The sequence below is a fragment of the Thioalkalivibrio sp. genome (assembly GCF_041685615.1).
Taxonomy (GTDB): domain Bacteria; phylum Pseudomonadota; class Gammaproteobacteria; order Ectothiorhodospirales; family Ectothiorhodospiraceae; genus Thioalkalivibrio.
The window spans coordinates 1-7139 of record NZ_JAWLFK010000030.1; the positions used below are offsets into that span (position 1 = coordinate 1).

The window sequence follows — 7139 nt, forward strand, 5'->3', positions numbered from 1 at the left end:
TCCCGATACTTGCAGCGATGGTTTCCAACCCGTTGCCCAACCCGGGGCGGATACGGGGCCGCAGTATCCCACAGGGCGGAGAGTGACCCAACCCGTGATCCGGCAGGAACAAACCAGGCGCCCCCGACGTGCTCGATCGCGGCGAACGCCGGCGGTCATCCCCCGGCAGGCGGGCTCCCCGGCGCGGTGCTTCCGGAGGCCGGCGGGTCAATGGCGTCCGGATCTCCGTCCGCACCTCGATTGTTCAGATGCACATCCATCTGCGGAAAAGCGATCTCGATACCCTGTTCGCGAAAGCGCTTGATGATCGCGATGTGGAGCCCGCTCAGCGTGACCAGCCGATCCGCCATCTGGCACACGAACACGCGCAGCTCGAAGTGCAGGGCGCTGTCGCCAAACCGGAGGAAATACACCACCGATTCGGGATCCGTCAGGACGTGCGGGTCGTCGCGGGCCACCTGCAGAAGGGTCTCGCGGACAAGGTCGACATCGGATTCATAGCTGACCCCCACCGGGATCACCAGCCGCGTGGTGGTGTCGCTCAGAGTCCAGTTGATCAGATGGTCGGAGATGAATGTCTTGTTGGGAACGACGATCTCGCGGTTGTCCCAGTCGACGATCGTGGTCGCACGGCCCCGGATCTTCGATACCGTCCCGCTGTATTCGCCAACGGTGATGGTGTCGCCCACCCGCACCGGGCGTTCCAGCAACACGATCAGGCCGGCGACGAAGTTCGCCACGACCTCTTGCAGACCGAAACCCAGTCCGACGGTCAAGGCCGCCACCAGCCACTGGACCTCGCTCCAGCGCAACCCCAGCAGCGAGAACACCATGATCACCACGACCACGGCGATCAGGTAGCGCAGCAGCACCGTAAACGTATAGCGCCCCGGGGCATCCATCCGCGTGCTGCGTGAAAGGAGGATCTCGACCAGCCCCGGAAGATTGCGCGCGCCCAGCGCGAACAGCACCCCCAGGAATGTGGCCAGCAGCAGATCCTGCAACGAGACGCTGGTGGTGATCTCGCTCTCGCCGATCTCGATGGTCCGCGACCAGAGCGTAATGCCGTCCAGCCAGGTCAGGGCCGGAAGGATATCCGACCACACCCACAGCAGCCCCACCAGGGATCCTCCCAGGGCCGCCACCCGCAGCAGCGTGCGACTCTGGGCATTCACGTCCTCCATGCTCAGTCGCCCCTCGGGTACATCGACCCTGGCCTCGCCGCCACTCGCACCCTCGGTGTTCCCTTCCTGTTCGCGCCGTTCACGGATCCGGAATAGCGCCAGCCGGGTCTCGCCCAGCAGCAGCCAGCGGGCCGCCAGCCCATAGCCGAGGCCCACCACGATCAGCACGACCACGGTACCGATCAGGTGCCTCAACAGCTCGGCGACGGTATAGAGGTAGCCCGCCAGGGCGAGCGTGACCAGGGCCAGCATGCCGATCACGACCACCCCTCGCAGCAGCAGCCGTCGGCGCTCGTCCATCAGTGGTTCGCCACTGGCGGGGTTCGGGGCCATGAGCAGCCACGCCAGCACGCCGAAGTTCAGGATGACCGCCAGCAAGGCCACACGCCCGTAGAGATCGAACACTGCATCGCTCGGATGCCCGAAGGTCAGCGCCACCAGAAGAAACAGGAACGTCTGCACCGGAAGGAACCAGTGCAGGTGTTGATGCAGGCGGGTGACCAACGGCTCGGACCAGCCGAAATGCGTGGTTCCCACACCATTGCGACCGATGAAGAGCAGCAGCAGGTGTCCCGTGAGCCACCATACCGAGACGGTAATCAAGGTCCGGGACAGGACCTCGACGCCGAATCCTGTTCCCGGCACCGCATGCAGCTGGAATGCGACGGACAGCAAGAGGAACGGCACCGGAAGCGCGCGCAGCACACTCCAGCCAAGGGCCCTGAGGGTGATCCCGATTCGATCGGTGTAACGATGCTGTGTGGCCTCCGCGAGACGTTCCAGATGGCGGTGGATGTTGCGCCCCGCGAGGTACAGCAATCCCGTCGCCAGGAGCAGGAACCCGATAATCAGCGGGCGGTGCAGCGTCTCGCGCAGGAAGGTCTCGCGCAAGTCGGCCCAGGCATCCGGGTCGAGCAGCGCACCGGTCGCGGCGGGCAGGCGCTCCAGCCACGCCGCCCCGACCGGGGGGTGGCTCGGCCACCAGAGCAGTACTTCGCTCAGGGTACGATCGAGCTCCTCCACCAGCTCCACCACCGACCGCAGGCGCAGGTCGGTCTGCCGCAACTGCTCGGTGCGCGCCTCCTCGGTGTGCAGCTCGACATTCAGCGCCTGACGACGAAGGTCGCGCAGCGAGGATCGGACCGGGGCTTCCCATTCCATCTCGCGGTCGTCCGGCATGGCCGCCAGGCGCTCGCGAAGGCTGATGGTGCGCAACTGCGATCGCGCCAGCTCGCGCTCCAGATCCCGCAACTGGAAACGCACCTGGTCCAGGTCACGCAGTCGCCGCTGCTCCTCCAGGAAGACGCCGCCGAGCGCCTCGGTCAGGCCACTGATCTCCAGCCGTTCCCGGACATTCCCGAGGGATTGTTCGAGTTCGCGTTCCACACGGAGCAGGCGATCCAGTTCCCGCTGCAGTGTGCGGATCCGTGCCTGGGCCTCGGCGACGTGGTCGAATGTCGCATGCAGTTCCTCAATCTCCGCCTCGTAGTGCTGCCGTGCCTCCGGTGCCCGTTCCAGCAGCGAACCCAACGCGCCGCGAAGTTCCTGTAGTTCCTCGCTGGAAAGTTCGGTGCGCCGTCGCTCCAGCCACCCCTGCAGGACGCGCTGCCAGCGCTGCTCCAGTTCGAGCCCGCGAACCAGCAGGCGCAGGGCTTCCATGCGCGGTGGCAGGGTATCGGCGTCCAGCCGGGCGGCCAGCAAGGCGGCATCCGCCCGCCTCCCCCGGGCCTGCCGCACCGCCTCTCGTGCGGCCTCCCAGTCGTCCCCCTCCTCGGCAAGCGGGAGCGGCTCTTCCTCCAACTCCTGACGCTCCCGGCGCAGCCGTTCCAGCGTCTCGGCTCGGGCCTCGTCCTGCTCCTCCAGTTGCGACAAGCGGACGCGCTGATCATCGAGCTCGGTCTCAAGACGTTCGCGGTCGCGCCCGAGCCGTTCCAGTTCCTCTTCCAGGCGCCGGATCGAGACCTCGTCCCCGAGCCCCCGGGGGAATTCGCCAATCCCTTCCAGCGCCCGCTCCAGTTCGTCCAGGCGTTCGGGCAGCTCCCGGGCGGTGGCCGCGCGATCGACCGCCCCCTGCACCCGTTCGACGCCCGCCTGCTCGTATTCCCGGGCCTCCTCCCACAGGGCCCGTTCGGTTTCTGCCCGCTCCTCATCGGTGCTGTGCTGCTTGAGGTCCTCGAGCGGACTGGCCGCCAGCCAAGCCTCCGCCTCCTGCGTATCCACCGCATCCAGTAATTCGGGCAGACGGTCACGAAAGGCTGCGAGATCGCTCTCCAGTGCCTCCACTTCCGCCGGGCTTACGCTGACCACCTCGGGCGTCTCCGGCGTCTCCGGCGTCTCCGGCGTCTCCGGCGTCTCCGGCGGAGCATCGTCGTCCGCCCAGGCCAGAGGACCGCCGGCCGCGAAGCACAACAGCAATACCGCTGCGGGGATCCCCAACCGGGCGAACCCGCATCCTTTGCCCGATATGCGGTTGTCTCTCATCCTTCCCTCGCCCATACGCCCGCCCGAACCCACCCTGCGATGCAGCTGCACCCGGCATGCTGCAGCTGTGTGCCGGTGCCCGTGATGTCCACACAACCAACATATACCCCGTGGCACCGCTTCGCCTGTTCGCCACCCTGGACGCCGTGAACGCCACGCCCGCCGCGAGGGGCCACACGCGAGAAATACCGGACGGTTCCAGCCGCTCACGGTCCGGCGCAAGGTCCGGACGCGAAAGCGAAGTCTGTGACGGACTTGGGTTGCTGAAGCCCGCGGGGCGACGCGGCTGCTTCCAATAGGCCGGGCAGTCTTTTCCGGACTGCTCTCCACTGCAGGCCGTGACCACCCGGCGGCATGGAACGTGCCCGGCTGCGGAAAACGCCTGCCCGGGGAGACCGGGATAAGGAGGTATTCCCGGGGCGTCAGCTCGCCTCGTGGGCGAGCAGCTCGCCCAGGGCATGGAGCATGGACTGGAGGCGCACGTCGTGGCGCTCGCCGGTAAAGTGTCGCGTCTCAACGCGCGCCACCTGGCCGCGCGTCTGCCAGCCGAAACAGACCGTGCCAACCGGTTTTTCGGGGGTCCCGCCGCCGGGTCCGGCGATGCCGGTGACCGACAGCGCGTGCGCCGCGCCACTCCGGGCCAGGCCGCCCTCGACCATCGCGCGGGCCACCGCCTCGCTGACCGCGCCATATTCCTCGATCAGTTCGGCCGGCACGCCGACCATGGCAGTCTTGGCGGCATTGGAGTACGCCACCCAGCCGCATTCGAACCATTGCGAGCTGCCCGGGATGTCGGTCATCGCCTGGGCAATGCCGCCGCCGGTACAGGATTCCACGGTACACAGGCGCTCGCCCTTCGCCATCAGGCGCTCGCCCAGTTCGTACACCAAAGCCGACAGGCTGGGGGCATCGGCCTCGCGCAGGCTCAGGAGGGTGGTGCTGGATTCGGGAGTCATGAGGCGATCATCCCTCCGTATCGAAGGCCACCGCAACCCGCCATCCGCCGCCTTCGGCGGCGTCAACGGCGTCGCAGCGCACCACGCGACCCTGGCGCTCCAGTCCCGCCAGCCGGCCATCCGGGCTCGGCACGGCCACGCTCACGTTGACCCCGGGATCGGTCTCGCGCTGGACCACAAACGCACAGCCCGTGGCCGACAGATCCTCCAGTTGTACGGAAACGGACTCGCCACTGGAACGCCAGGTCATCCGCGCCCTGGCATTGACCTGCATCCGTCGGTGATCGCGCCGATCCTCTTCGCCGAACATGCTCCCCTCCTCCCTGGCGTCGCATCGATTGCCATGCCACGAGTGTGGCACAACCACGGCCACCCTGACCCACCTGCCAAGAATCACGCAGCATCCGTATACTGCGCGTTTGCCCGGATCGAGCGCCGCCGAACCGATGAGCACTGCCGAACCCCTTTCAGCCCACACACCGATGATGCAGCAGTATCTCGGCATCAAGGCCGAGTACCCGGACACGCTGCTGCTCTACCGCATGGGCGACTTCTACGAGCTGTTCTACGACGACGCCGAGCGCGCTGCCGGGCTGCTCGACATCACCCTGACGCGCCGCGGCGAATCCGCCGGGCAGCCAATCCCCATGGCCGGGATCCCGGTACATACACTGGAGAGCTATCTCTCGCGCCTGCTGAAGTTGGGCGAGAGCGTGGCCATCTGCGAGCAGACCGGCGCGGTCGGCGCGCAGAAGGGGCCGGTCAAGCGTGAGGTCGTACGCATCGTCACCCCCGGCACGGTCACCGAAGAAGCCCTGCTGGACGCCCGAAGCATCAACCGCATGGTTGCGGTTTGTCCTGCCGGGTCAGCCGCAATCAAGGGCCGCAAGGAGGGCTACGGGATTGCCAGCCTGGAGTTCGCTTCCGGCCAGTTCCGCCTGCTGGAGGTGCGCGACGCGACGGAACTGGCCGCCGAACTGGCACGGCTGGACCCAGTGGAATGTCTCATCCCCGAGCAGGCCGCGCCCATCCCGGGGATCGAGGGCTTCGCCCCGCAGCGGCACGCGGACTGGCATTTCGACGGGGTCTCCGCCCGGCGCGTGCTCACCTCCCACTTCGGCACCCGCGACCTCTCGGGCTTTGGCTGCGACGGCCTGGACCTCGGCATTGCCGCGGCCGGGGCCCTGCTCGCCTACGTCCAGAACCACTATCGGGGGGACCTCGCCCACATCACCGGCCTGGCGCACGAGCTGCGCAGCCAGATGCTGGTTCTGGACCCGGCCACCCGCCGCAACCTGGAGCTGACCCGCACCCTGGGTGGCGAGCGCCATGGGTCGCTGCTAGCCCTGCTGGACACCACCCGCTCGGCGATGGGTTCGCGGCGGCTGCTGCAGTGGCTGTACCAGCCCCTGCGCGACCGCGCCATCATCCGCGAGCGCCAGACCTCGATCACCGCCCTGCTGGAATCGGGTGTCACCGCGCCACTGCGCGAGACCCTGGCCGGCAGTGCGGATGTTGAGCGCATCCTGTCGCGCATCGTCCTCGGCAGCGCCCGGCCACGCGACCTGACCGCCCTGCTGACGAGCCTCGAGCGCCTGCCACCCCTGCACCAGGCCCTGACCCCGCTGGGCGCCAGCGCGGCGTCCCTGCAGGCATTGCACGACGCCCTGGCCCCGGAGGACGAGCTGAGCGCGACCCTGGCCGCCGCACTGGTCGAGGAGCCCCCGCTGCGCGTTACTGACGGCGGCATGATCCGCGCCGGCTTCGATGCCGAGCTGGATCGTCTGCGGGCACTGGAGAACGATGCCGACTCGTTCCTGCGCGAGATCGAGGCGCGCGAGCGCGAGGCCACGGGTATCCCCACGCTGAAGGTCGCCTATAACCGTGTACACGGCTATTACATCGAGGTCTCGCGCACGCGCTCGGCGGAGCTGCCTGGTCGCTTCATGCGCCGCCAGACCCTGAAAAACGCCGAGCGCTACACCACCGAGGAACTCAAGCGCTTCGAGGACGAGATCCTCTCCGCCCGCGAGCAGGCCATGGCCCGCGAACGCGCCCTGTTCGACGGCCTGATCGCCGAGCTCCAGGGTCGCGCCCCGCGCCTGCGCGCGATTGCGGACGCGCTCGCCGAACTGGATGCCCTGGCCTGTCTGGCCGAACGGGCCAAGCGCCTGGACTGGCACTGCCCGGAACTGGTCGACACGCCCGGCATCCGCATCGAACAGGGTCGCCACCCGGTCGTGGAGGCCGGCCTGGATGCGCCCTTCGTCGCCAACGACACCGAGCTGGAGCCCGAAGAGCGCCGCCTGCTGGTGATCACCGGCCCCAACATGGGCGGCAAGTCCACCTACATGCGCCAGACCGCGCTGATCGTGCTGCTGGCCAGCATGGGCAGCTTCGTGCCGGCGGCGCGCGCGCAGATCGGGCCGGTGGACCGCATCTTCACTCGCATCGGGGCCTCCGACGATCTGACGTCCGGGCGCTCCACGTTCATGGTGGAGATGACCGAGGCCGCCAA

The 7139-nt window shown here is 68.0% G+C and carries 4 protein-coding genes; 1 reads left to right on the top strand and 3 read right to left on the bottom strand.

Features of this window, described 5'->3' with window-relative positions; translation table 11 throughout:
• Positions 1 to 155: 155 nt before the first annotated feature.
• From ACESLR_RS07540 to ACESLR_RS07550, 3 genes are all read right to left on the bottom strand, one after another.
• The gene (locus ACESLR_RS07540) at positions 156 to 3665 is read right to left on the bottom strand and encodes a mechanosensitive ion channel domain-containing protein (protein ID WP_373066937.1); all 3510 of its coding nucleotides are present in this window, start codon (positions 3663 to 3665) and stop codon (positions 156 to 158) included.
• Positions 3666 to 4087: 422 nt separating this feature from the next.
• Complete coding sequence (locus tag ACESLR_RS07545) at positions 4088 to 4621, bottom strand: CinA family protein (RefSeq protein WP_373025027.1); 534 nt, start codon at positions 4619 to 4621, stop codon at positions 4088 to 4090.
• 7 nt (positions 4622 to 4628) lie between these two features.
• Entirely contained in the window at positions 4629 to 4931 is a 303-nt protein-coding gene (locus tag ACESLR_RS07550; RefSeq protein WP_373025026.1) for a PilZ domain-containing protein, read from the bottom strand.
• 136 nt (positions 4932 to 5067) lie between these two features.
• On the opposite strand from ACESLR_RS07550, the gene mutS reads away from it, so the two are divergent.
• A partial coding sequence (gene mutS / locus ACESLR_RS07555) for a DNA mismatch repair protein MutS (protein WP_373066942.1) occupies positions 5068 to 7139 on the top strand: 2072 nt, incomplete at its 3' end.